The following is a 205-nucleotide window of genomic DNA, read 5'->3' as shown; positions in this document are numbered from 1 at the left end:
GCAGCGGACGGGACTCGAACCCGCGACCCCCGGCGTGACAGGCCGGTATTCTAACCGACTGAACTACCGCTGCGCGTCGGTGGCAGCTCCTTTCGGAACGACCTTTCTCTTGCGAGAATCTCAAGAATTGGTGGGTGATGACGGGATCGAACCGCCGACCCTCTGCTTGTAAGGCAGATGCTCTCCCAGCTGAGCTAATCACCCT

At 60.0% G+C, this 205-nt stretch carries 2 tRNA genes; both read right to left on the bottom strand.

Annotation, left to right across the window (positions count from 1 at the left end):
* A tRNA-Asp gene (locus GHN92_RS23805) sits at positions 1-73 on the bottom strand.
* A 55-nt stretch (positions 74-128) separates the two neighbouring features.
* Positions 129-204: transfer RNA gene (locus GHN92_RS23800), tRNA-Val, on the bottom strand.
* Position 205: the final 1 nt, after the last annotated feature.

This window comes from Pseudomonas sp. FSL R10-2964, from assembly GCF_009600035.1.
In the GTDB taxonomy this organism is placed as follows: Bacteria; Pseudomonadota; Gammaproteobacteria; order Pseudomonadales; family Pseudomonadaceae; genus Aquipseudomonas; species Aquipseudomonas bubulae.
Note: the sequence above shows the minus strand (reverse complement) of the source record. Positions and strands in the feature narration are given on the sequence as shown.